At 71.4% G+C, this 23,086-nt stretch carries 22 protein-coding genes; 12 read left to right on the forward strand and 10 right to left on the reverse strand.

The window, feature by feature from the left end; all coding sequences use genetic code 11:
- The first annotated feature begins 157 nt into the window (after positions 1-157).
- From ACZ7L4_RS05220 to ACZ7L4_RS05240, 5 genes are all read left to right on the forward strand, one after another.
- Entirely contained in the window at positions 158-607 is a 450-nt protein-coding gene (locus ACZ7L4_RS05220) for an ATP-binding protein (RefSeq protein ID WP_385761506.1), read from the forward strand.
- Positions 608-762: 155 nt separating this feature from the next.
- Positions 763-2,148, forward strand: coding sequence for an FAD-binding oxidoreductase (locus ACZ7L4_RS05225; protein ID WP_472099827.1), 1,386 nt, complete (start codon positions 763-765; stop codon positions 2,146-2,148).
- Between the two features lie 159 nt (positions 2,149-2,307).
- A complete protein-coding gene (locus tag ACZ7L4_RS05230; RefSeq protein WP_472099829.1) occupies positions 2,308-3,666 on the forward strand; it encodes a polysaccharide deacetylase family protein in 1,359 nt (452 codons plus the stop codon).
- Between the two features lie 45 nt (positions 3,667-3,711).
- Entirely contained in the window at positions 3,712-4,590 is an 879-nt protein-coding gene (locus tag ACZ7L4_RS05235; protein ID WP_472099831.1) for a universal stress protein, read from the forward strand.
- Positions 4,591-4,646: 56 nt separating this feature from the next.
- Positions 4,647-5,147, forward strand: coding sequence for an FBP domain-containing protein (locus ACZ7L4_RS05240; RefSeq protein ID WP_472099833.1), 501 nt, complete (start codon positions 4,647-4,649; stop codon positions 5,145-5,147).
- Positions 5,148-5,162: 15 nt separating this feature from the next.
- Here the strand turns inward: ACZ7L4_RS05240 and ACZ7L4_RS05245 are convergent, their stop codons facing one another.
- The gene (locus ACZ7L4_RS05245) at positions 5,163-5,987 is read right to left on the reverse strand and encodes a family 1 encapsulin nanocompartment shell protein (protein ID WP_472099835.1); all 825 of its coding nucleotides are present in this window, start codon (positions 5,985-5,987) and stop codon (positions 5,163-5,165) included.
- 5 nt (positions 5,988-5,992) lie between these two features.
- Complete coding sequence (locus ACZ7L4_RS05250) at positions 5,993-6,991, reverse strand: Dyp-type peroxidase (RefSeq protein ID WP_472099837.1); 999 nt, start codon at positions 6,989-6,991, stop codon at positions 5,993-5,995.
- A 300-nt stretch (positions 6,992-7,291) separates the two neighbouring features.
- Between ACZ7L4_RS05250 and ACZ7L4_RS05255 the strand changes: the two genes are divergently transcribed.
- From ACZ7L4_RS05255 to trpS, 3 genes are all read left to right on the forward strand, one after another.
- Positions 7,292-8,332: an NAD(P)-dependent alcohol dehydrogenase gene (locus ACZ7L4_RS05255; RefSeq protein WP_472099839.1), complete on the forward strand. Its 1,041-nt coding sequence runs from the start codon at positions 7,292-7,294 to the stop codon at positions 8,330-8,332.
- 86 nt (positions 8,333-8,418) lie between these two features.
- Positions 8,419-9,642 (forward strand): cytochrome P450, encoded by a 1,224-nt coding sequence (locus ACZ7L4_RS05260; protein ID WP_472099841.1) that lies wholly within the window; start codon positions 8,419-8,421, stop codon positions 9,640-9,642.
- A 189-nt stretch (positions 9,643-9,831) separates the two neighbouring features.
- Positions 9,832-10,902, forward strand: a complete 1,071-nt coding sequence (trpS, locus tag ACZ7L4_RS05265) for a tryptophan--tRNA ligase (protein WP_472099843.1) — start codon at positions 9,832-9,834, stop codon at positions 10,900-10,902.
- A 190-nt stretch (positions 10,903-11,092) separates the two neighbouring features.
- On the opposite strand, the gene ACZ7L4_RS05270 is transcribed toward trpS, so the two are convergent.
- Positions 11,093-11,377, reverse strand: a complete 285-nt coding sequence (locus ACZ7L4_RS05270) for a zinc ribbon domain-containing protein (protein ID WP_472099845.1) — start codon at positions 11,375-11,377, stop codon at positions 11,093-11,095.
- Positions 11,378-11,452: 75 nt separating this feature from the next.
- Positions 11,453-12,091: a MerR family transcriptional regulator gene (locus ACZ7L4_RS05275; RefSeq protein ID WP_472099847.1), complete on the reverse strand. Its 639-nt coding sequence runs from the start codon at positions 12,089-12,091 to the stop codon at positions 11,453-11,455.
- 121 nt (positions 12,092-12,212) lie between these two features.
- Between ACZ7L4_RS05275 and ACZ7L4_RS05280 the strand changes: the two genes are divergently transcribed.
- The 3 genes from ACZ7L4_RS05280 to ACZ7L4_RS05290 all read left to right on the forward strand — a co-directional run bounded on the left by ACZ7L4_RS05280 (position 12,213) and on the right by ACZ7L4_RS05290 (position 14,764).
- Positions 12,213-12,674: a DUF4188 domain-containing protein gene (locus tag ACZ7L4_RS05280; RefSeq protein WP_472100401.1), complete on the forward strand. Its 462-nt coding sequence runs from the start codon at positions 12,213-12,215 to the stop codon at positions 12,672-12,674.
- A gap of 112 nt (positions 12,675-12,786) precedes the next feature.
- The gene (locus ACZ7L4_RS05285; protein ID WP_450814131.1) at positions 12,787-13,278 is read left to right on the forward strand and encodes a peptidylprolyl isomerase; all 492 of its coding nucleotides are present in this window, start codon (positions 12,787-12,789) and stop codon (positions 13,276-13,278) included.
- Between the two features lie 163 nt (positions 13,279-13,441).
- Positions 13,442-14,764 (forward strand): S28 family serine protease, encoded by a 1,323-nt coding sequence (locus ACZ7L4_RS05290; protein WP_472099849.1) that lies wholly within the window; start codon positions 13,442-13,444, stop codon positions 14,762-14,764.
- A 3-nt stretch (positions 14,765-14,767) separates the two neighbouring features.
- On the opposite strand, the gene ACZ7L4_RS05295 is transcribed toward ACZ7L4_RS05290, so the two are convergent.
- The 5 genes from ACZ7L4_RS05295 to ACZ7L4_RS05315 form a co-directional block, all read right to left on the reverse strand.
- On the reverse strand, positions 14,768-15,523 hold the full coding sequence (locus ACZ7L4_RS05295) for a ferredoxin reductase (protein ID WP_472099850.1): 756 nt from the start codon (positions 15,521-15,523) through the stop codon (positions 14,768-14,770).
- Positions 15,516-16,127: a sulfite oxidase-like oxidoreductase gene (locus ACZ7L4_RS05300; protein ID WP_472099851.1), complete on the reverse strand. Its 612-nt coding sequence runs from the start codon at positions 16,125-16,127 to the stop codon at positions 15,516-15,518. The genes ACZ7L4_RS05295 and ACZ7L4_RS05300 overlap by 8 nt, the downstream gene beginning before the upstream one ends.
- Positions 16,124-17,416: an amidohydrolase gene (locus ACZ7L4_RS05305; RefSeq protein WP_472099853.1), complete on the reverse strand. Its 1,293-nt coding sequence runs from the start codon at positions 17,414-17,416 to the stop codon at positions 16,124-16,126. The genes ACZ7L4_RS05300 and ACZ7L4_RS05305 overlap by 4 nt, the downstream gene beginning before the upstream one ends.
- The gene (locus ACZ7L4_RS05310; protein ID WP_472099854.1) at positions 17,413-18,180 is read right to left on the reverse strand and encodes a nucleoside phosphorylase; all 768 of its coding nucleotides are present in this window, start codon (positions 18,178-18,180) and stop codon (positions 17,413-17,415) included. The genes ACZ7L4_RS05305 and ACZ7L4_RS05310 overlap by 4 nt, the downstream gene beginning before the upstream one ends.
- 96 nt (positions 18,181-18,276) lie before the next feature.
- A complete protein-coding gene (locus tag ACZ7L4_RS05315) occupies positions 18,277-20,502 on the reverse strand; it encodes an FUSC family protein (RefSeq protein ID WP_472099855.1) in 2,226 nt (741 codons plus the stop codon).
- Between the two features lie 394 nt (positions 20,503-20,896).
- Here ACZ7L4_RS05315 and ACZ7L4_RS05320 point away from each other — a divergent pair, with 394 nt between their 5' ends.
- On the forward strand, positions 20,897-21,967 hold the full coding sequence (locus ACZ7L4_RS05320; protein ID WP_472099857.1) for an alpha/beta hydrolase: 1,071 nt from the start codon (positions 20,897-20,899) through the stop codon (positions 21,965-21,967).
- 45 nt (positions 21,968-22,012) lie between these two features.
- Here ACZ7L4_RS05320 and ACZ7L4_RS05325 read toward each other — a convergent pair whose 3' ends face one another.
- Positions 22,013-22,888 carry an SGNH/GDSL hydrolase family protein gene (locus tag ACZ7L4_RS05325; protein ID WP_472099858.1) on the reverse strand — a complete coding sequence of 292 codons (876 nt, stop codon included), beginning with the start codon at positions 22,886-22,888 and terminating at the stop codon, positions 22,013-22,015.
- Positions 22,889-23,086: the final 198 nt, after the last annotated feature.

Raw genomic sequence — 23,086 nt, forward strand, 5'->3', positions numbered from 1 at the left:
CTCCCGGAAGTCCGAAGGGACGCGGTGTCGTCCTTCAAACGACGCGCCGGGGACCCGGTCACCCGGTTGAATCCGGCAGGACTGCGCGGCCTCAAGCGGGGTATCAGCAGGCTGCGGGTGTCCATCGCGGAGTCCCGCAGGCGTGAAAGAGACACGAATGACCGAGTACATGGACGGGGCACTGATCCCCACCGGCTTCGACGAGGCAGTCGGGCCACTGATGCAGGCCACCCACTACGCGGGCGACGAGGGCTGCCTGGCCGACGCGCGCAGGTTCGCCGATGTGTTCCTCACCCGGCTGCGCCAGGAGTGGTGCGTCGAGCTCGACCCGCGCACGGCCGGGGACGTCCTGCTCGTCGTCAGCGAGCTGATCACGAACGCGGACCGGCACAGCGCGGGCCCGTACGTACTGGAACTCGAGGGCACGTCGCGGCACGTCGCCGTCACCGTCTACGACAGCAGCGCCGCCGTTCCGGTGCGCTTCCCGCGGGACCCGGCGCGCGTGGGCGGGCACGGCCTGGAGATCGTTGACGCGCTCGCCGCCGTCTCCGTGGAGCAGGTCCCGGTCGGCAAGCGGGTGCGCGCCGTGCTGACCCTCGCTTCCTGACCGACCCCGTCTCCTGAACGGGCTCGTCCCCTGAGCGACCCGCGCCGTCCGACGGCGCGAGGCGGTGTTCCATGATGGTCCCCGACCCGTGAACGCGCCGGTCAGGGACATCTGTTCAGGAGGACGACATCGACACCGCAGACACGAGGGGCACGGTGGGCGAACTCGCCGCCGCGCTCCCGGACAGCACCCTCGTCACCGACCCGGACGTCCTCGCGTCCCTCGGCCACGACGACGCCGAGTGGGCGCCGATGGGCCGGCCGCTCGCCGCGGTGCGCGCCACGTCCGCCGAGGAGGTCGAGTCCGTGGTGCGGGCCTGCGCGGCCCGGCGGATACCGGTCGTGACGCGGGGCGCGGGAACCGGCCTGTCCGGCGGGGCCAACGCCAGCGACGGCTGCCTCCTGCTCGACGTGTCGCGGATGAACCGCATCCTGGAGATCGACACCGAGAACCTGATCGCCGTCGTCCAGCCCGGCGTCGTCAACAACGACCTCAAGGCCGCCGTCGCCGAGCACGGCCTGTGGTACCCGCCGGACCCGGCCAGCGCCCCCTGGTCCACGATCGGCGGCAACGTCTCCACCAACGCGGGCGGCCTGTGCTGCCTCAAGTACGGCGTCACCCGCGACTACGTCCTCGGCATGGAAGTCGTCATGGGCGGCCCGGCAGGGGAGTACGGCAGCAGGGTCCGGCTCGGCCGGCGCACCACCAAGGGCGTCGCGGGCTACGACCTCACCAGCCTGTTCGTCGGCTCCGAGGGCACCTTCGGCGTCATCACGGAGATCACGCTCAAGCTGCGGCCCGCACCGGCCGCCGAGCCGCGCACCGTCGTCGGCAACTTCGACAGCCTGGTCGCCGCGGGCGCCGCCGTCGCCCTCGTCACGAGCCGGGGCCTCGCGCCCGCCGCCCTCGAACTCCTCGACCGCGCCTGCATGGAGGCCGTGGAGAACTGGAAGCACCTGGGCATCGAACCCGGCGCCGAGGCGATGCTCCTGGCCCGGATCGACGCCCCGGGCGACGCGGGCGAGGCCGAGGCGAGCGCGATCGCGGACGCCTTCCGGGAGGCGGGCGCGCTGTGGGCCGAGCAGTCCACCGACGCCGTCGAGGCCGAGGCCCTGTTCGACGTACGGCGCCTGGCGTATCCGGCCCTGGAGCGCCTTGGCCCGGTTCTCACCGAGGACCTGTGCGTACCGCGGTCCGCCGTGCCGCAGATGCTCGCGACCATCGAGAAGATCGGGCGCAGGCACGGCGTGCGGATCGCGACCATCGCGCACGCGGGCGACGGCAATCTGCACCCGCTGCTGATCACCGAGCCGGGCGACGAGGCCGAACGGGTCGCCGCGCAGGCCGCCTTCGAGGAACTGCTCGAGGCGGCGATCGCCGCGGGCGGCACGGTCACGGGCGAGCACGGCGTCGGCCTGCTCAAGCGCGGCGGCATGCGCAGTGAACTCGGGCCCGCCGTCTGCGCGTTGCAGCGGGCCGTCAAGCAGACCCTGGACCCGCTCGACCTGTTCAACCCCGGCAAGGTCGTCGGCGAGGACTGAGGCACCGCCTTCCGGCAGCCCACCGCGAGTGCCGTCCCTTTCTGCGGCACGCCGTCCCAAATGAGGCAATTGTCCGTTTATCCGCCCTACGGTGCGGGGGTCGGTGTCCGTGCGGGGGGACGCGCAACGCCCCCGCCCGGGGCGCGGATTGGGTTGCCCATGGAGTTCGAAGAATCCGGTCGGTCCAGTGGAATCAGTCGCAGACGTGTGGCACGTCTCGGCCTCGGTGCCGGTCTCGGCGCCGCGGCCGGGGCGCTCGCCGGATGCGGGACGAGCGGCGGCGAGAAGGAGGGCCCGCCCCCGGCCGGCCCCGCCCGCCACCCCGAGCGCCCCGCCAAGAAGAAGGCGCTGCCCCGCCTGATCGGCGACGGCTCGACCTCGTACACGGGACGGCAGCCCAAGCAGCCCGCCGCGCCCGTCGCCCTGGAACCCGGCCAGACGCCGCCGCAGTTCGTCGTCTTCTCCTGGGACGGCGCGGGCGAGGTCGGCAACGGCCTGTTCCCCCGCTTCCTCGAACTGGCCCGGCAGCACGATGCCCGCATGACCTTCTTCCTGTCCGGGCTCTATCTGCTGCCCGAGGCGCAGAAGCGCCGCTACCTGCCCCCGAACAACCCCGTCGGCGCCTCCGACATCGGCTACCTCAGCGATCCGCACGTGAAGGAGACGCTGAAGTACGTCCACCAGGCCTGGCTCGACGGGCACGAGATCGGCACCCACTTCAACGGGCACTTCTGCGGCGGCTCGGGCTCGGTCGCCAACTGGAGCTCCAAGCAGTGGCGCAGCGAGATCGAGCAGGCCCGCACCTTCGTCAAGTCCTGGCGCACCCACACCGGCTGGCACGACCAGCCGGCCCTGCCCTTCGACTACGACAAGGAACTCGTCGGCGGCCGCACGCCCTGTCTGCTCGGCCAGGAGAACCTGCTGCCCGTGGCCCGCGAGCTCGGCTGGCGCTACGACGCCTCCTCGCCGGGCGGACTGCAGCGCTGGCCCGACAAGCGGCACGGCATCTGGGACCTGCCGCTGCAGGGCATCCCGTTCCCCGGACACAGCTTCGAAGTCCTGTCGATGGACTACAACATCCTCGCCAACCAGTCGAAGAACTCCACCCGCGCCCCGTCCTACAACTATCCGGGCTGGCGCACCCAGGCCACGCAGGCTTATCTCACCGGATTCCAGCGCGCCTACGAGAGCAACCGGGCGCCGTTCTTCATCGGCAACCACTTCGAGGAGTGGAACGGCGGCATCTACATGGACGCCGTCGAGGACGCCCTCAAGCGGATCGCCGACAAGGCGGGGAGCGGCGACGTCCGACTGGTGTCCTTCCGGCAGTTCGTCGACTGGCTCGACGCGCAGGACCCGGCCGTCCTCGCCAAGCTGCGCGAGCTGCAGGTGGGGGAGCGCCCGGCGGGCGGCTGGAACCGGTATCTGCGACCGTCGAAGAACGCGGCGGTGCCCGGCGCGGCGAGCGGCGCCGGTACGAAGAGTAAAACCGGCGCACCCGGACAGACAGCTCACTAGACGAGACCGGACAGACCGAGACCGGACGGAAGAGGAGGCGGTGCGATGACCCGGCCCATCACCGCGGGAGTGGACGGATCCCCCGAGAGCGCGGCGGCGGCAGCCTGGGCGGCGCGCGAGGCGGTGCGGCGCGGACTGCCGCTGCGCCTGGTGCACGTGGGCGAGCCCGCCCCCGACAGTCTGGTGCTCGCCGCGGACGAGTCCGCGCTCACGCAGTGGGCGGGCGATCTGCTCTCCGACACCGAGCACGAGATCGCGGAGCACCATCCCGGGCTCGCGGTCACCACCGATGTGCTCGACGGGGACGGGGCCGCGGAGGCCCTCCTGGCGGCCGCCCGCGACGGGGACTCCCTGGTGCTCGGCTCGCGCGGGCACGGCGTGATCGTCGGGTTCATCGTCGGCTCGGTCGGCCAGCAGGTGATCGCCAAGGCGGAGCGGCCCATCGTGCTCGTCCGCGCCGACGACGCGGCCCCGGCCGAGGCGAGCGGGCGGGACGTGATCGTCGGACAGGAGGGCGAACCGGAGGACAGCGCCGCGGCGATGGAGTTCGCCTTCACCACGGCGCAGGCCCGCGGCGTCGCCGTGCGGGCGGTGCGCGCGTGGAGCCTGCCGCCGGTGTTCTCCTACAGCCCCAGCTCCTTCGCCCTGCTCGACGACGCCGGCGGCATGGAGCCGTACGAGCAGAAGGCACTCGGCGCCGCGCTCGCCCCCTGGCGCGAGCGCTTCCCTGACGTGCCGGTGCGCGAGCACGTCGAGATCGGCAGCGCGGGACAGGTACTGCTCTCGGTCGCGGCCGACGCCCAATTGCTCGTCGTCGGCCGCCGCGCGCGCCGCACCGCGATCGGCTCCCGCATCGGCTCGGTCGCCCACGCGGTGCTGCACCACGCGCCCTGCCCGGTGGCGGTGATCCCGAACCTCGGCTGACCGGTGCGCGGATATCCGGATGCATGATCGACGAGCGGCTTTGTAAGGTCCACGCTGTGGAACCACTCAGCGACAAACAGATCCGCTCGTCCTTCGTGAACTGCACCAAGGGCGAGGCGACCCGCATGCGGCTGCCCCTCGACTTCGCCGAGCTGCCCTGGCAGGACCTGGACTTCCTCGGCTGGGTGGACCCGGGCGCGCCGCTGCGCGCCCACCTCGTGCGCCCCACGGACGACGGTCCGGTCGGCATCACCCTGCGCGTGCCGCAGGCCGGGCGCACCAGCGCGATGAAGTCGAGCCTGTGCCAGATCTGCCTCACCGGACACGCCTCGTCGGGCGTCTCCCTGTTCGCCGCGCCGCTGGCCGGGGCCCGCGGCCGCGACGGCAACACGGTCGGCCTGTACGTCTGCGCCGACCTGGCCTGCTCCCTGTACCTGCGCGGCAAGAAGCAGCCGAAGCTGCGCGCGGGCCGCTACGAGGAGTCGCTCACGCTGGACGAGCGCGTGGACCGGGCGCTCGGCAACCTCGACGCGTTCGTCGCCAGGGTCACCGGCTGACCCGACCGGTCGTGATCAGGCCTTGAGCGCGACCACGGCCTCGTCCGTGTAGGGCAGGAACGTCAGGGTCTGGTGGAAGTACAGCTCGATGCCGCGCGCGTCGTGCGCGCTGTAGCCGATCGCCAGATCCTGCCCGAGCCGCAGCTCGAAGTCGCCGCCGCGCTTCGACAGCACGAACGCCCCGTTCAGCGCGGGCGCCCAGATCAGCTCGCCGTCGAGGATCCGGCCGAGGTGGTTGGCGATGGGATAGCCGTGGTCGGAGGTCTCGCTGACCGCCGTGTACGCGTCGGCCCCCAGCAGCAGCGCGTACGGGCCCGCCACACCGGCGAGCCGCAGCGCGGTGAGCGCCCGGCTGATCGTGTCCGGGTAGTCGCGGGCCTCGGCCGGCAGGCTCAGGACCGGGTTCGAGGTGCGCTCGCGCAGCCCCTCGATGCCCGCCGCCGCGTACCCGTCGAAGATCGCCTGGTCCTCGGCGTAGGCCATGGCGCGCGCCGCGTCCTTCACCGGCTGCCAGTCGGAGTCCTTGGAGCCGCGCTCCACGTCGTCCACGGCCTCCCGGCTCACCGTGAACGGCACTCGCAGTTCGACCAGCGGCTGCACGCCGCGCAGGCGCGCGGTGACGCCCGGAGCGGGCGGCGCGATCTCGGCGAGGTGCCCGGTCCCGACGGCCGAGAGGTCGGCGCCGTCCGGACCCGTGACGTCCACGACGCGGCGGCCCGCGACATGGCGCTGGAAGGTGCGCGACGCCTCCTCCTCGATCTCGGCCCAGGCGGCGGGCGTGATCGGGGCGAGCTCGCGGTGCAGATTGTTGCTCGGGGTGGGGTTCGGGTCGCTGCTCATGGTCTTCAGGCTCCTTTGAGGCTGCCGATGCCGAGTGATCCGACGGCGGGGTCGCTCGTGGTGGCGGCGTCGGCCGGCGGCTCGGGCAGGTCGTCGAGGAAGTCGGCGTTCGGCACGTGGAAGAGGCATCCGGTGACCGCGGTCGAGAAGTCGAGGATCCGGTCGTGGGTGCCCGGCGGGTCGCCGAGGAACATGTTGCGCAGCATCCGCTCGGTGACGTCCGGGGTGCGCGCGTAACCGATGAAGTACGTGCCGAACTCGCCCTGGCCGACGCTGCCGAACGGCATGTTCTCGCGCAGGATCTGCCGCTCCGTGCCGTCCTCGTCGACGATGGTGTTGAGCGCGACGTGCGAGTTCGCGGGCTTCACGTCGTCGTCCAGCTCGATGTTCGCGGTCTTCGTGCGGCCGATGACCTTCTCCTGCTCCGTGGCGGGCAGCGCCTCCCAGGCGGCCATGTCGTGCACGTACTTCTGGACCACGACGTAACTGCCGCCCTGGAAGTCCGGGTCCTCGTCGCCTACGAACACCGAGGCGGAGGCGGCCCGCCCGGTCGGGTTCTCGCTGCCGTCCACGAAGCCGAGCAGATCGCGGTCGTCGAAGTACTTGAAGCCGTGCACCTCGTCGACGACCGTGACGGCGGCGCCGAGCCGGCCGATGAGGACGCGGGCCAGCTCGAAGCAGAGGTCCATGCGGCGCGCACGCAGGTGGAAGAGGAGATCGCCGGGGGTCGCGGGGGCCAGATGCCTCGGTCCCGCGAGTGCCTGGAACGGGTGCAGCTCGCGCGGCCGCGGACCGCTGAACAGGCGGTCCCACGCGGTCGAGCCGATGCCGACGATGCAGCTGAGGGCGGCGTCGCGGTCGCGGAAGCCGACGGAGCGGCTCAGCCCCGACACCTCCTCGAGCGTGTCGCGGACGGCGCTCTCGCCGCCCGGGGCGATCGTGGCCACCAGAAAGACAGCGGCCTTCGCGGGCGGGGTGAGGAGGACGGGCTGGGGTTCGGCCACGAGTGCTCCGATGGCGAGGGAGGGCGTCAGTTGGCTGTTGTCACCATATGGGCTGCGGCGTCCCGTGGCACTCGCGTCCGAAATGCTCGATCTAAAACCCAGATGAACTGTTGTGTCCGACCTCACGTCCGGCCGGTGTCGATCCGGCGTCGTGCACCGGCCGAATGCTGTTAAACTTTGAACCAGGCCCCGACCGTTCTCCCCCGTACGGTCGGGGTCCTTTTTTGTGCGCGGGCGTGCGCGCGGTGGGTGCCTGGGGTTGCATGGGGTGGCGGGGGTCAGCCACGAAGGAGCCCGAACATGAAGGCACTCCAGTACCGGTCCGTGGGGGACGCCCCCGAGGTCGTCACCGTTCCCGATCCCGAGCCCGGCCCCGGACAGGTCCTGCTGAAGGTCACCGCCGCCGGTGTGTGCCACTCCGACATCGCCGTGATGAGCTGGCCGGCCGAGGGCTTCCCCTACGAGCTCCCGCTGACCCTCGGGCACGAGGGCGTCGGCACCGTCGCCGCCCTCGGCGCCGGGGTGACCGGCTTCGTGGAGGGCGACTCGGTCGCCGTGTACGGCCCCTGGGGCTGCGGTGCCTGCGCCAAGTGCGCGGAGGGCAAGGAGAACTACTGCCTGCGCGCCGAGGAGCTCGGCATCCGCCCGCCCGGGCTCGGCGCCCCCGGTTCGATGGCCGAGTACATGATCGTCGACGACGCCCGGCACCTCACGCCGATCGAGGGCCTCGACCCGGTCGCGGCGGTGCCGCTCACCGACGCGGGCCTCACGCCGTACCACGCCATCAAGCGCTCGCTGCCCAAGCTGGTGCCCGGCTCGACCGCCGTCGTCATCGGCACCGGAGGCCTCGGCCACGTCGCCATCCAGCTGCTTCGCGCGATGACCGCCTCCCGCGTCATCGCCCTCGACGTCTCCGAGGACAAGCTCGCCCTCGCCCGACAGGTCGGCGCCCATCAGGCGGTCCTGTCGGACGCGGCGGCGGCCGGGAAGGTCAAGGAGCTGACCGGCGGGCGCGGCGCCGAGGCCGTCTTCGACTTCGTCGGCGTCCAGCCCACCGTCGAGACCGCGGGCGCCGTCGCGGCCGTCGAGGGCGACGTCACGATCGTCGGCATCGGCGGTGGCACCCTGCCCGTCGGCTTCGGCGCCACCAACTTCGAGGTCAACGTCACCGCCCCGTACTGGGGCAGCCGCGCCGAACTCATCGAGGTCCTCGACCTGGCGCGGGCCGGAGCCGTCTCCGTGCACACCGAGACCTTCTCGCTCGACGATGCTCCGAAGGCGTACCAGCTGCTGCACGACGGCAAGATCAGTGGACGCGCGGTGATCCTGCCGAACGGCTGACCCGGGGTGGGGTGTACGGGCTGACGGGCGGTCAATAGTCTGAGGGCTACCGCCCGTTCCCCCCCCCCCCCCACACAGGGAGCCCCATGTCCACCGCGCAGGTCCCCGACATCCTCTCGCCGGAGTTTGCAGCGAACCCGTATCCCGCCTACCGTGCGATGCGCGAGAGCGCCCCGCTGCTGTGGCACGAGGCGACGCAGAGCTGGATCGTGTCGCGGTACGCCGACGTGGAGCGCGTCTTCAAGGACAAGGAGGCGACGTTCACCACCGACAACTACGACTGGCAGCTCGAACCCGTGCACGGCAGGACCATCCTGCAGATGAGCGGCCGCGAGCACGCCGTGCGCCGCGCGCTCGTCGCGCCCGCCTTCCGCGGCAGCGAACTGCAGGACAAGTTCCTGCCGGTCATCGAGCGCAACTCCCGTGAACTCATAGACAAGTTCAGGGACCGGGGCGAGGCGGACATCGTCGCCGACTACGCCACCCGGCTCCCGGTCAACGTCATCGCCGACATGCTCGGCCTCGACAAGGCCGACCACGCCCGCTTCCACGGCTGGTACACCGCCGTCATCGACTTCCTCGGCAACCTGGCGGGCGACCCGGACGTCGCCGCGGCGGGGGAGCGGACCCGCGTCGAGTTCGCCGAGTACATGATCCCGGTCATCCAGGAGCGCCGCGAGAACCCCGGCGAGGACCTGCTCTCCGCGCTGTGCGCCGCCGAGGTCGACGGGGTGCGGATGAGCGACGAGGACATCAAGGCGTTCTGCAGCCTGCTGCTCGCGGCGGGCGGCGAGACCACCGACAAGGCGATCGCCAGCATCTTCGCCAACCTGCTCGCGCACCCCGAGCAGCTGGCCGCCGTGCGCGCCGACCGGTCCCTGATCCCGCGGTCCTTCGCCGAGACGCTGCGCGTGACACCGCCGGTCCACATGATCATGCGCCAGTCCGCCGTCGACGTGGAACTGACCGGCGGCACCGTTCCGGCCGGGGCCACCGTCACCTGCCTCATCGGCGCGGCCAACCGCGACGGGAGCCGGTACAAGGACCCGGACCGCTTCGACCTGTTCCGCGAGGACCTGACCACCACGACCGCGTTCTCGGCCGCCGCGGACCACCTCGCCTTCGCGCTCGGCCGGCACTTCTGCGTCGGCGCGCTGCTCGCCAAGGCGGAGGTGGAGACCGGCGTGAACCAGCTCCTCGACGCGATGCCCGACGTGCGGCTCGCCGACGGCTTCGACCCGGTCGAGCAGGGCGTCTTCACCCGCGGTCCGCAGGCGCTTCCGGTGCGGTTCACGCCCGTGGGGGCCTGACCCGGACCGCCCGTCAGGTGTACGATTGCGTTATGCATCGATCTTCGTGCCTGAACTGGTGGCGCCTCACTTAGAGGCGGCCGCACACTCGAGCACGTACAAGGGCCGTCCCCGGACGGCCCTTTTCCCATGCCCTCCCACCGGAGGTCACGCCGTCCCGAGGACGCCCGTGACCCAGGGAGAGACACCATGAGCAGCACCACCGACGCCCTCGGCACCTCCGCCGCGCAGGACCGCAGCGCCGATCTTGAACAGCTGATCCGCAAGGATCCCGGGCAGTTCCGCATCCTCACCGGCGACCGACCCACCGGGCGCCTGCATCTCGGGCACTACTTCGGCACCCTGCACAACCGCGTCCGGCTCCAGGATCTCGGCGTCGAGACCTTCGTCCTGATCGCCGACTACCAGGTCCTCACCGACCGCGACATCGCCGAGAACCTCACGGAGCACGTCGAGGAACTGGTCCTCGACCACCTCGCCATCGGCATCGACCCCGAGCGCTCCACGATCTTCACGCACAGCGCCCTGCCCGCCCTGAACCAGCTGCTCCTGCCGTTCCTCAGCCTCGTCTCCGTCGCCGAGCTCCAGCGCAACCCCACCGTCAAGGACGAGATCGCCCACTCGCGGCAGTCCGCGGTCAGCGGCCTGATGTTCACCTATCCCGTGCACCAGGCCGCCGACATCCTCTTCTGCAGGGCGAACCTCGTCCCCGTCGGCCAGGACCAGCTGCCGCACCTGGAGGTCACCCGCACCGTCGCCCGCCGCTTCAACGACCGCTACGGCCACGGCACTCCGCTCTTCCCGCAGCCCGAGGCCCTGCTGTCCACGGCGCCGCTGCTGCTCGGCACCGACGGCACCAAGATGAGCAAGTCCCGCGGCAACGCCATCGCCCTGTCGGCGACGCCCGACGAGACCGCGCGCCTCATCCGCGGCGCCAAGACCGACGCCCAACGCCACATCACGTACGAGCCGCAGGCCCGCCCCGAGGTCTCCTCGCTCGTCCTGCTCGCCGCGCTGTGCGAGGGCGTGGACCCGACCACGGTGGCGCAGGAGATCGGGGACGGGGGAGGCGCGGCGCTCAAGCGCCGCGTCACGGAGTCCGTGAACGAGTACCTCGCGCCGATCCGGGCCCGCCGCGAGCGCTACGCGCAGGACCGCGGCCTGGTCAGGGACGTGCTGCGGGCCGGGAACGAGCGGGCCGGCGCGATCGCCGACGCGACGCTCAAGGAGGTGCGGGCGGCCATGAACGCCGACTACTGAAAGGGGCGCGGAAAGCCGCCGGACGATTCTGCCTACGGCATGCATGCCCGGCCCGATCCCGGGCAGCAGGAGAACAGACGCTCAAGCAGCCCACCCCCCCGGGCGCTCGAGCCTGTGGCCCTGTCGCCCCCTCTCCCCCCTGGGAGGCGACAGGGCCACCTTTTTGCTCCTGCCGCCGGCCCCCGGCGAACTAGCCCTGGTAGTGCTGCTGTTGCTGCTGGGGCGCCCCCGCCTGCTGCCCGGCGGCCTGCGCGAGCATCCCGTCGACGTGCTCCTTGGGAACCTGGTGCGCGGCGCCGCAGAACGTGCACTGTGCCTGGAACTTGGTCGAGACCGGGAACAGCGGGACGAAGAACAGCGTGAACTTCGTGACGAACTTGCGCAGCGTGTGCGCCGCGGGATTGCCGCAGTTGCCGCAGACGAAGGTGAGGATCGCGAGCTGGTACGCGTAGCCCCGCGTGCCGAAGATGATCATTGGTTCCCTCCCGTGGTGTGGCCGCCGCAGAGCGTTCGGCGTCCGGCCTCATCGTATGCGGCCCACCCCTGAGCGTCACAAGCCGTAGCGGCGCGTGGAGTGCTCCTCTTGGGCGAGGTGGCGCAGGGCGAGCAGCAAGGGGTCGTAGAGGACCGTCGACGCGACGGCCAGCTCGGCCTTCTCGGAGTCGTCGTAGGCGTCGACCTGGTCCAGGTCCAGCTGGGCCACCTCCTCCATGAGGCGCGCGTACTGCATGAGGGCATCGGGCCCGCGCGAGAAGCCGAGGCGGGTCATCGTGACGATCGTGCTGACCAGAGTGCGGTACGTGGGGGAGAGGGCGCCGATCTCGCGTGCGTTGTGCCAGCCCATGTCGCCGAGGAAGCGGTCGACCGCCGCGGTCACCTCCACCGTCAGCGGGTCGTCCGCGGGCGCCTCCGGCGGCTGCGGCATCGCCCACAGCGCGGCGCCGAGCCGGAAGGTCGTCCCGAGGGACTCGTCGTCGATGTGCGCGAGGACCTCCCGCACGGTGGCGACGGGGATCCGCCCGACCTGGATCATCGCCCTGATCAGGCCGAGCCGCCGTAGATGCGCCTCGTCGTACGCGGCCTGGGTGGCGCTGATCCGCTCGCCCTGCCGCAGCAGCCCCTCGCGCAGGTAGTACTTGATCGTGCCGACCGGCACCCCGCTGCGCTCGCTCAACTCTGCCAGTCGCATCCCTTGTGCCCCTTCTTGGAAAGTGCCACTATCCAAACACGAGTCAGGGGATCGGGGGACCCCTGACTCCCCACCAACGACCGACGAAACCGGGGGAGTTGTTGTGTTCACGAAGCTGGAGATGGGACGGGTGACCGCGGCCGCCGACGGCGACGTCGTGCTCTTCGTCATCGGCATGCGGATCAACCGGTTCTGGGCGGTCCACCGCTGGCTGCCGGTGATGTACGCGATGCCCATGATGCTGCGGGAACTCGGCAAGGATCGCACGGTCGGCCTGCTCCACCACGTGCTGGGCACCTCCGACCCGCGCAACTACTACGTCATCCAGTACTGGGAGTCGAAGGAGAAGCTGCTGGCCTACGCGGCCGCCCCCGACGGGCGGCACAAGCCCTGGTGGGCCCGCCTCAACCGCTACCTCCGCAAGGGCAAGGGGCACGTCGGGGTCTGGCACGAGACCTACATCGTGCCGGCGGGCGCGTACGAGACCATCTACGGCGACATGCCCGCGCACGGCCTCGGCCGGGCCCACGGGGTGCGGCCGCTGGGCGAAGGTGTGCAGGCGCGGGACCGGCTCGCGGCCTGAATGATCGCGCCCCGCAACGGATGTGTCACGCAGCGTGCGAATGGCGTACGAAAACGGCCATCCCGACGGGCCGAATCGGCAATCCGGGCTCCGTGATGAAAGGATTGCGTCCATGGCAATCAAGACCTACTTCGACATCACGATCAACGACGAGCCCGCCGGGCGGATCACGTTCAACCTCTTCGACGACGTCGTCCCGAAGACCGCGGAGAACTTCCGTGCTCTGTGCACGGGCGAGAAGGGCTTCGGCTACGCCGGCTCGTCCTTCCACCGCGTCATCCCGGAGTTCATGCTGCAGGGCGGCGACTTCACCGCCGGGAACGGCACCGGCGGCAAGAGCATCTACGGCGAGAAGTTCGCCGACGAGAACTTCCAGCTCAAGCACACCAAGCCGGGCCAGCTCTCGATGGCCAACGCCGGCCCGAACACCAACGGCTCGCAGTTCTTCATCACCACCATCGTCACCGGCTGGCTGGACGGCAAGCACGTCGTCTTCGGCGAGGTCGAGGACGGCATGGACCTCGTGAAGAAGATCGAGTCCCTCGGCTCGCGCAGCGGCGCCACCTCCGCCAAGATCACGATCGCCGAGTCCGGCCAGCTCTGATCCAGGCCGAAAACCGGCGCGAGGAGCCGGGACCCCGTCAACCGGGGTCCCGGCTCCTCGTATTTCGGCGCGAGCCCAACTCCCGGGCACACGGAGCGGGTTAAGGTCTCGGTCGGTGGATCACCGATCCGCCGCACCGTTTCCTCGACCCAGGGAGGCACCCGTGCGCCTGCGCGCCATACCCACGCTGCTGCTGTCCGCCACCCTCACGGCGGGCGCCCTCGCCGCCACCGCGGCACCGGCCACCGCCGCGCCCGCCTCGTTCGAAGACCAACTGCGGGCCCTGCCCGGGGTGCGCGTCACCGGCGTCACCGACAAGGAGGGCTTCCCGCTCTACTCCTTGTCGATCACGCAGCCGGTCGACCACGCAAGACCCGGCGCCGGCACCTTCGAGCAGCGCTTCACGCTCTGGCACAAGTCCACGGCCAAGCCCGTCGTCGTCTACACCGGCGGCTACGGCCTGTCCTCCTCGACCCGCGAGCCCACCACGCTGCTCGACGCCAACCAACTCAGCGTCGAGCACCGCTTCTTCGAGGCGTCCGTGCCGTCCGGCGGCACCCCCTGGAACAAGATGACGGTGCAGCAGGAGGCCGCCGACGAGCACGGCATCGTGCAGGCGGTGCGCCCGCTGTACGAGAAGACCTCCAAGTGGCTCGCGACCGGCGGCTCCAAGGGCGGCATGACGGCCACGTATCACTACCGCTTCTACCCCAAGGACTACGACGGCGTCGTCGCCTACGTCGCCCCGAACGACGCCAACAACGCCGACGACAGCGGCTACGAGGACTTCTTCAAGCGGGTCGGCACCCAGGAGTGCCGCGACGCGCTCGCGGCCGTGCAGCGGGAGATGCTCGCGCGCCGCGACACCCTGCTGCCCAAGTTCGAGCAGACCGCCAAGGACGAGGGCTACACCTTCACCAACACCCTCGGAACGACCGACCGGGCCTACGAGTTCGCGGTCCTCGACCAGGTGTGGAACTTCTGGCAGTCCGGCTCCGTCGACAACTGCCCGACCGTGCCCGACGCGAAGACCGTCTCCGACGACGACCTGTACAAGTGGTCCCTCGACCACGGCCTGTCCATCTACGAGGACTCCACCCTCGGCGCCAACAGCTCCGGCCCCTACTACCGGCAGGCCGCCGCCCAACTCGGCTGGGCCGACCTGAAGTTCAAGAACCTCAAGGGTGTCCGCCACTACCCGGACATCTACCAGCCGAACTCCGTGCTCCCCGCCGACATGCGCACCACCTACGACGGCACCGTCATCAAGGGCGTCGACAAGTGGGTGCGCACCAAGTCGCAGCGCATGCTGTTCGTCTACGGGCAGAACGACCCGTGGAGCGCCGAGCAGTTCACCCCCAGCAAGAACGACTCGTACAAGTACGTCGTGCCGAAGTCCAACCACGGCGCACGGATCTCCGCGCTGCCCGCGAACGAGCGGGACGCCGCCACCGCCACGATCAAGCGGTGGGCGGGAGTGCGCTAGCCGTCACCCGAAGCGTTCGATACGGATGCGGTCCACCGGCTGACCGAGGCCGACAAGCAGCTGCGAGGCGTGCTCGGCAAAGGAGTTGGAACCGCACACGTACGCCTCCCACTCGGGCGCCCCTTCGCCGAAGCACGGCGCCAGATGGTCCGCGGCCAGGCGCCGGCGCTCGCCCTCCCGGGTGAGCACCGGCGTCGTCTCGGCCCCGTACTCATCGGCGTAGATCAGGTCCGCACGCGTGCGTGCCGACACGAACAGCTTCAGCGGCAGGTCGAGTCGGTGTTGCCGGTGGTGGCGGATCATCGACATCAGCGGTACGACACCGGAACCGGCGCCGAGCAGCAGTGCAGGGCGGTCGCCCGGCCAGGCGAAGAAGCCGCTCAGCGGGCCCCGCACCTCCACCTCGTCGCCGACGCGCGCCCCGGTGTGCAGGAAGCCCGACACCTCACCGTCCACGACATGGTCGAGGGTCAGCTCGATGTGCCCCGAGTCGTCGGGCGCGGAGGCCAGCGAGTAGTGCCGCTGGGCAGTGTACCCGTCCTCGGCGGTCAGCCGCAGCATCAGGTGCTGGCCCGGCAGATGCCCCTGCCAGCCGGGCACCGCGAAGCGGAACGTCGACGCGTTCGCCGTCTCCCGGCGGATCTCCGCGATGATGGCACGCTGCCAGAGCGCGGCGCCCTGGCCCGCCGCGATGCGGCCGGGCACGGCGAACCGGGTCGGCGGCGTGAAGGCAGTGGTCTGCGGCACGGTCTCAGTCACCTGCGTATCGCTGTTCTTCCCAGGGGTTGCCCCGCGCGTGATACCCGTTCTGCTCCCAGAAACCGGGCTCGTCATGGTCGAGGAGCCGAAGGCCGGCCACCCACTTCACGCTCTTCCAGAAGTAGAGGTGCGGCACCAACAGGCGGGCGGGCCCGCCGTGTTCGGTCGGCAGCGGCTCGTCCTCGTAGGTGAACGCGAGCCACGCCCTGCCGCCCGTCACATCGGCGAGCGGAAGGTTCGCCGAGTAGCCGGTGTGCGAGTACGCCATGATGTGCGTCGCGGTGGGGGAGGGGCGCACGGCGTCGAGGAACGTGTCGAGGGAGACACCACCGAAGCGCACCCCGAACTTCGACCAGGTCGTCACGCAGTGGATGTCACCGCTGTACGACGCCGGGGGCAGCGCCCGCGCCTCGTCCCACGTCCAGGTGCGGTCCTCCGCGACCAGGCCGTCGATCGTGAACGTCCAGTCCTCGCGGGCGAGTTGCGGTGTCACCTCGGCGGACAGCACCGGCCAGTCGTCGCCCGCGTCGTACTGGCCCGGCGGCAGGCCGGGGTTGTGGACGCGGGGGCGGCCGACGAAGCCGCGGGTCGCGTGGCCGGTCATGCGAGGGCCTCCAGATCGGCGAGGACCGCGCCCTCGTCGAGGGTCGTGAGCGTACGGTCGCGCATCAACACCCTGCCGTCGACGACGGTGTCCCGCACGTCGGAGGCCTGCGCGGCGTACGCGAGCATCGCGTACGGGTCGTGGCGCGGCGTGAGGTGCGGACGGTTCAGGTCGAGGACGGCCAGGTCGGCGCGCTTGCCGACCTCGATCGAGCCCAGCTCGTCGCCGAGGCCCAGCGCGCGGGCGCCCTCGATGGTCGCCATCCGCACGGCCTGCTCGGCGCCGACGGCCGTCGGGTCCCCGTCCGCCTTGTGCACGAGCGCCGCCTGCCGCACGGCGCCGAGGACGTCGAGCGTGTTCGAGCTGACGGCGCCGTCCGTGCCGAGGCCGACGGTGACACCCGCGCTCAGCAGCCGGGGCACCGGCGCGATGCCGCAGCCCAGCTTCAGGTTCGACACCGGGCAGTGGGCCACCGAGGCGCCCGCGCGGGCGATCGCCGCGATCTCGCCGCCGGTCAGGTCGACGGCGTGCGCCAGCACCACGTCCGGGCCCAGCAGGCCGAGGGAGTCCAGGAGCTCGACGGGGCGACGGCCGTGCGCCACCTCCACGTTCGCCACCTCGGCGGCGTTCTCCGCCGCGTGCAGATGGATCAGCGCACCGAACTCACGGGCCAGCGCGAAGCACTCGACGAGCTGCTCGGGGGAGAGGGTGTACGTGGAGTGCGCGAAGACGACGGGGCGGCCGCTTCCGGCGCGCGCTTCGAGATCCCGGCGCGCCCACTCCATGCGCTCCTTGTACGGCCGTCCGTCCGGGGGCTCCGGGACGTCCATGAACAGCGGTCCGGTGTGCAGCCGCCAGCCCGCCGCGCGCGCGGCCTCCTCGGCGGCCTCGTGGAACCAGTACATGTCGAGCGCCGAGGTCACCCCGGCGCGCACGCTCTCCGCGACGGCCACGCGGACGGCGGAGGCGACGGTGCCCGGGTCGAGGAGACGCGCCTCGGCGGGGACGACACGGCCCAGGAACTCCTGGAGCGTCACGTCGTCGGCGGTGCCGCGCAGCAGCGTCATCGCGAGGTGGGTGTGCGTGTTGATCAGGCCGGGGACGACGAGTCCGCCGGAGGCGTCGAGGGTCTCGGCGGCGGTGTGCCGGGCGCGCAGCTCGTCGGCCGGGCCGACCGCCACGATCGCGCCGTCGCGCACGGCGACCGCGCCGTCGGCGAGCACCGTCGACGCGTCGTCGACGGTGAGGACGGTGCCGCCGTGCACCAGCAGGTCGACGGACTCGGTCACAGTTGCTCCTCGGTCAGAATGCGCAGGGCCTCCAGGGCCACGACGCTGCCGCGCCGCACGCCCTGCGCGACGACGTCACGGTGGGGGTCGTAGCCACCGGTGCTTTCCTGGTCCACCAGCTCGTCCGCGTTCACACCGTCGACGACGAGCACCGCACCCGCGACGAGGCCGCGCAGCGACGCCATGACGAACAGCGCGGACACCTCCATCTCGATGGCCGCGAGGCCCGCCCCGTCGTACTGGTTCAACGGGATAAGACCTGGTTGGAACGCCGCGCGCGTCCACACGATTCCCCGGTGGTGCGGCGCTTCCGCCTCGCGCGCCGCGCGCGTCAGGGCGAACACGGCCTCGGGAGAGGACACCGCCGGGTACTCGGCGGGCACCAGCTGGCCGGTCACGCCGTCGTCGCGCACCGCGGCCTCGGCCACGACCAGATCGCCGTCGCCGATCCCCGGCCGCATCGCACCCGCCGTACCGAACCGCACGAAGGTCCGCACGCCCGCTTCGGCCAGCTCCTGGAACAGCAGGATCGCCCCGGGCCCGCCGACGCCGTGCGAGGCGACGACGACCGGCACCCCGCGCCACGTACCGGTGAACGTCCGGTACTCGCGGCTGTGCGCCACCTCCACGGCGTCGTCGAGCAGCGCGGCGACGGCCGCCGCGCGGGCCGGGTCGCCCACGACGACGGCGCGCGGCGGCAGCCCCGTGCGCGGAACCCGGCTCAGCGGGAACAAGGCGTGGGGATCGGGTGCGGGGGCACTCACGAGGTGGCTCCAGTCATGGGGCGGCGCGACAACGGATTCGCAGGGGATCCTCGGATCGTATCCCCAGGTCAGAGTGGGTCGGAAGGCAGGACCGCGCTATGTGCGCGGTCCCACAGGGACACCGAGGGGACGGGCCAGACCGGAGATCCCCTCGTCGAGCCGCTGAAGGTGACGCAGCACACGGAACGTCACCGTGTTCGCGGCCGGCACGCCCAGGCCGTCCGTCTCCAGCATCGCCGCGATGCTCGCACCGGACTCGACGGCGCCGGTCAGGTCCTCGTCGTTCACCTGCGCCACCAGCACGTCGATGTTGTGCGCGATGCGCCGCGCCGCCCTGCCGAGCCGCGGATCGGCGGCCACATGCTTGCTGTACGGGACGAGCTCGGCCGTCGCCGCGAGGGAACGCGCGTGGTACGCGGACGTCTCCAGGAGCGCCACCAGATAGCGCACGGTCTGCCGCCGCTCGCGCTGCGGGGCGATCGCGTGGGTCAGCGGCTTGGTGGACGCGCGCAGGTCGTCCAGTGCGGTGTCCAGATCGCGCGCCCGGTCGAGCAGGTCCGCAGCCGGGCCGCCGCTGAGCTGCTCCACCGCGCCCGCCACGACATCGCCCAGCCGCTCCAGGACCGTGGCGAGCAGCTCGTCGGTGCGACTGTCGGTGCGCACCGGAAGCACCAGCATCGCGGCGATGATGCCGCAGGCCGCGCCGAGCGCGGTCTCCTCGATGCGCAGCACCAGCACGTCGAAGCTGTAGGTGTTCAAGAGCGTGTACAGCAGGCCCAGCATCGCCGTCACGAAGAAGGACATCAGCGCGTACGACAACGGGGCGGTGAAGAACGCGGCGAACACGCACAGCAGGACCAGCACGAACGCCACCCACGTGTGGTTCCCGACGGCCCCCGCGAGCAGCACACCGGCGAGCACACCGAGCACCGTGCCGAGCACGCGTCGGTAGCCCTTGATGACGATCTCGCCCGTGGAGCCGGTGTTGAGGAAGACGACCCAGCAGGTCAGGACGGCCCAGTACCAGCGCTGGCTGGACAGGAACTCGCCGCCGACGATCGCGAGGCCGGAGCCGACGGCGACCTGGAAGGCGGCGCGCGTGGTGGGCCGGTCCAGACCCGAGCGGTCGTCCTCCTCCGCGTCGGCCTCCTTGTCCGTGCCGGTCAGGGCGACGGTGCCGGTGATGGACATGTCCTCCGCCTCCAGCTCCTCGCGCGAACGCGTGGTGGCGGGGGAGTCGTCCGACTCGTCCTGCGGCCCGTCGAGCGCGATCCGCAGACCCATCACCGCGCGGGCCGCCTCACCGATGCCGCGGAACACGTCCTGCACGGCGAGCGTGGCGCCCGGAGGCATCCGCTCCTCGTCGCGGTAGCCGAGCAGACGGTTGCGGATCTGGGCGACGGCCGCGCCCCGGTTGGCCTCGGCGGGGCGCGTCACCATCAGGTGCAGGGCGCCCAGATCGCGGCGCAGGGTGGCCGTCGACTCGTCCTCGTGCCGCAGCAGCTTGCCCGCGGCGGGCGCGGGCGCGTGCGGAAGATGCAGGGTGAGCGTGTCGGCGCGCTCGGCGCTGCGCGCGTTCAGCAGCAGCATGCCGAGCCGCTCGGCGGAGACCTCCGCGTCGGCGATGCGGCGCTGGATCAGCGAGGCGGTCGCCGCGTCCCTGGCGCCGTCCTCGAGCCTGCCCTGGATCATCAGGGCCGTCTCGTGCAGCCGCGAGGTGTGGTGCCGCAGATCGTCCAGTACGTCGTCCAGGTCCTCCGGCGCGGCGTCGAGCAGCCGGGTCTGCGCGGTCACCAGCTGCGCGAGCCGGGCCCGGAACGCCCCGCGCAGCCGGTCCAGGACGCGCTGCGGCGTCTCCGGCACCAGCGCGAATCGGGCCACCGCGCTGCAGGCGAACGCCACCGCCAACGTGCCCGCGAGAACGGGAAGTTGATCGGTGGTCGCGTTCACGAACAGCGACACGAAGTAGACCTGGAAACCCATCAGGCCGAGGGCCGTGCCCCGGTCCCCGAACCGGCGGAAGTACACCGCGCCGAAGATCAGCGCGATGAAGAAGAGGTCCCCGGCGATGACCCTGCTGTGCAGCAGCGCGCCGAGGGACACGGCGGCGAGCGCCACGGGGAACCCCCACGCGAGCGTGATCGCCTGCCCCCGCAGGTTCTTCTCCCGGATCGCGAACGTGCTCACCATCGCGGCCATCGCGCCCGCGACCATGTGGGTCACGTCGGTGCCGAGGAGCGCGAGCACGGCGAGCGTCAGGCCGATGGCCGCGACGATCCGCAGCCCGGCCGTCAGGCGCAGCAGCCCCGGATCGGATGCCATGAAGCGGTCCCAGGTGTCCCTCGGCCGTCGCGCCACCAGTGCTCACTCCAAGATCAGTCCGTCGGCGTCGTCCCCGAGCATACGAGGAGGTGGGCGGGCTCTTGACACGAGTATCGACAGGTGGACGGCCACCGGGTTGGGCACAAGGTGACTTCTGGGGGATTTCCCCCAACGAGAGGTGGAGGGCAGCCGGATGGTGTGCCGGGCCCCGGCCCGCGAATCTTGAGCCATGGACGATCACGGCAGGATTTCGACGGTAAGGCCGGCCCGGCGGGGCGTACTCGCGGCCGGAGCGGCGCTGTTGGCCCTGGGCGCGGCGCCGGGGGTGGCGGACGCGCCGCGGCGGGTGCGGCTGCGGTTACCGGAGCCGAGCGGCCCGTACCCGGTGGGCAGAGTGGCACGGCGACTGGTGGACCGCTCCCGGCGTGATCCGTGGACGGCGGCTCCCGCGCGGGAGTTGATGGTGGACGTGCGCTACCCGGCGCGCACGGTGGCCGGGCACGGACGGGCGCCGCAGATGACGGCACGGGAGGCGGCGGGCTTCGACCGGCTCAACAACTTCGCGGGCCTGCCCCCGGGCCGTGTCGACTGGGCGGCCACGCGCACCTTCGCCCACACCGGGGCGCCGCTCGACCGCCGCGCGGCGCACCCCGTGGTGCTGTACTCGCCGGGAGTGGTGGACCCCCGCTCCCTGGGCACGACGCTCACGGACGACCTGGCGTCCCGCGGCTATGTCGTGATCGCCGTCGACCACACCTACGACGCGTCGGCGGTGGAGTTCCCCGGCGGGCGCGTGGCGGCCTCCCGGCTCCCTCAGGAGTTCGAGAAGGCGCAGCAGGCGGGTCCTGAGGCGATCACGGCGCTGCTGAAGAAGTCGGCGGCCGTGCGCGTCGCCGACGCCCGATTCGTTCTGGACGTGGTGCGGCGGGCCTTCGACACGGATCGGCTGCGCAGGGCGCCGATCGGCATGTTCGGGCAGTCCGCGGGCGGCTTCGCCGCACTGCAGACCCTGCACGACGACGAGGGGCTCGCCGCGGCCGCGAACCTCGACGGCGTGCTCGCGTACGTCCAGGACGACCACGACGAGGGCGGCCTGTCCACCGTCGCGGCGGAGGGCGTGGACCGGCCGGTGCTCCTGATGGGCAGCGAGGGCAACGACCGCAGAAGCGTCCCTTCGTGGCGGGAGCTGTGGCGGCACAGCAGCGGCTGGCGGCGGAACCTGACGCTGCGCGGCTCCCGGCACGCCACGTACACGGACGCGACGACCCTGCTGCCGCAGATCGCCGACCGCCTCGACGTGCCGCGCGAAACGCTGGAGGAGTGGGTGGGCACGGTGCCGACCCACCGGGCGGTCGCGGCGCAACGGGCGTATCTCGCGGCCTTCTTCGACCGCTGGCTGCGCGGCGGGGACGGCGCGCTCCTGGACGCGCCGTCCCCGCGATACCCGGAGATCGCATTCATATGAGGTGGGCTGCCCGGTTCAGGTGAAGGCGATCTCCGCGGCGAGGTGTCAGCGCATTCCGAGCGCGCCCATGGTGGCGTCGGCCATCGCCGTCTCGCCCAGCGCGTTCGGGTGCACGGGGACGAAGTTGGTGCCGAAGAGCGCCGGTTCGACCCAGCGGGTGCCGATCGGCTTGCAGGCGTCGTGGCCCTCGGAGGACTGCGAGAAGTCCACAAAGGTCGCGCCGGTCTCGCTCGCCGCGCGCTGCACCGCGTTGTTGAGGTGGGTCTGGATGTCGCGCACGTACGGCACGTCGCCGGACGCGATCGGCATCTTGACGAAGCAGCCCTTCTGCGCGGTGGGCGGCATGATCCACGGATAGCCGAGGACGGCGACCTTCGCGTTCGGTGCCTTGTTCTTGACGGCCTGGAGGGCGGACTTCACCGCCGGGTACGTCTTGGCGTCGATGTCGTCGCTGAACTTGTCGCCGTACAGGGTCTTGCACGGGTGGCCCTGGCCCGCGGAGGCGAGCCCGGCGGTGGCGCAGGACAGGATCGTGTTGATGAAGGTGCTGTTGTCGTTGCCGCCGATGGTGAGGGTCACCAGGTCGGTGTCCCGGGCGAGCGCGTCGAGCTGCGGCGCTACGCCCGGGTACTGGGATCCTGCGAAGTCCTTCGTCTGCGCGGCCCCGCACGTCACGTCCTTGAGGGCGGCGCCGGTGCGCTTCGCGATGACGTGCGGATAGTTGGCCGTGGAGCGGGCGCACAGCGGGCTGGCCTTCGGATCGAGCGGGAGCACGCCGGATGCGGCGCTGTAGCTGTCGCCCAGGGCGACGTAGGAGAGGGGCTCGGGGGCCGCGTGGGCCGGCGCGGCGAGGGTGACGAGGGTGGCGCCGGTCGTAGCCGCGAGGGCGGTGAGTCTGCCGCTGAACGCGCGTTTCGCCATCTGATGCTCCTTCGAAGCCTTGGGGACCGGTGGAACGGGGCCGTGGGCATGGCCAAGTTCCGGTTGAGGCAAGGGGGTTCAGCGCGCTGGTAGTTGAAGCTACCGACGAGTTTGAATTTGAGTCAATAGGCGTGCACAGGGTCGTGACCTGGGGAGAGTCGTGCAACACCGGGTTGTCAGTGGTGCTCGATAGCCTCA

Source organism: Streptomyces sp. NPDC107575 (assembly GCF_055657265.1).